The sequence below is a fragment of the Candidatus Darwinibacter acetoxidans genome (assembly GCF_041936445.1).
Classification (GTDB): Bacteria; Bacillota; Limnochordia; order Darwinibacteriales; family Darwinibacteriaceae; genus DTU010.
Genome location: NZ_JBHGXH010000229.1, coordinates 1 through 1,347, shown reverse-complemented (window position 1 = coordinate 1,347; position 1,347 = coordinate 1). Strand labels below are relative to the sequence as shown.

1 protein-coding gene is annotated in these 1,347 nt (G+C 59.0%); it reads right to left on the bottom strand.

The genetic code is table 11. The annotated features are described in order from the left end of the window. Nucleotides 1–710: 710 nt before the first annotated feature. Nucleotides 711–1,347 (bottom strand): hypothetical protein (locus tag ACE4YL_RS08635; protein WP_461369524.1); only part of this gene is annotated, 637 nt, incomplete at its 5' end.

Here is a 1,347-nt window from a genome sequence, read left to right as displayed (position 1 = left end):
AACGGTACCGCAGTATTCGTTTGTGACCGTTCCCATGCCCGGAAAGTCATAAGGAGACTGGAGAGTCTCCAGATTCACACTAAGCCCTATAGCAGGATACTGTGCAGGGTCGGGATCTTGATTCGGACTGAAGTCCGGGCTACTCGTGTCGTGCCCTTTATATGCAGACGAGGCTAACACATCATCGTACTCCCGCAGCGCCTCGACCGTGACCCGAAAACAAATTGCTAGTTCTTCGCCCGGTTGGGGCACTCGGGATTTTTGTCCAGTGACTAAGTTTTTAGCATCAGCCAGGACGCCGCTAACCGTTATTTTGGTGCCCGGTTACTTATACCTGCCGAAGCCAGGAGGACACGCTCCGCTTCGCGTCGCTGACTCCGCGCTTCGCGCTCCGCGGCCTTCGGCCTTGGCAATGGCGATAGGCCCGGAGAGGGGGGCGGCAAGGCCCCCCTTCCGGTCCGGAAGGTTACCTCAGAGGCGACCACATAGGCCCAGGCAACACAGACGGACCCCGGAGGCGGGCGGGGGCCTGCGGCTCCCCCCCCGCCTCCTCCTCCAGCCCCTCGAGCAGCTCCGGGGGCCCGAACATCATCACAAACCCCCCAGTAGCCGCAGCCTCTTCGACCAGGACCTCGAGCACCGCCTCGAACGTCGCATCCGCAGAAGCCTGAAAACAGTAGCAATCAATTATTTCGTCATCTTTCACCATATCACAACCTCACTTCGTAGTTGTAGCCACATATCCGGCAGGCTACAGGCCGTAGTTCACCCTCGATATCGACCTCAGGCTCGTCCGGCTCATCATCCTTGAACCAGTAGCGGACCACCGGCGACCCGCAGACCGGGCAGACCGCAGCGTGATAGTGCTTCACGAACTGGTCACCGACCCTCTTAACGTGCTTCGGGTTCAGATAGCCGAATGTCCTGGTCGCCCGCTTCCCCTGGACATAGGCCGCATGCGTCATGAGGTAAGAGAAGAGCGTGTAAATGTCGTCATTGAAGCGGTTTTCCTTCTCGTTCCACCGGACCGAAAGTGGGATACCACCTGGTCGCTTGTTCTTGTAGATCCAGCCGGTCGCCTGGTTGTAGTCTTTCGCGTTCACCAGGTAGCCGACCCCGACCGCGTGGAAGTGTGGTGACCAGTAAGCATACTGGTGCATGTCCCCCAGGCCTAAGGCATCATCGTGCACGTGCTCCCAGAACGGTTTTGTAGCCTCACCAGAGGCCTTCAGGCTATGGTTCAGTTGCCTCAAGGCCTTCTTGACCTCCTCACGGAGTCGGGCCGGGTGAAAGACGATGTAGCCCGCCAGGAGGCCGGAGGCCTTGATGGCCTCGATGCCATCCTTC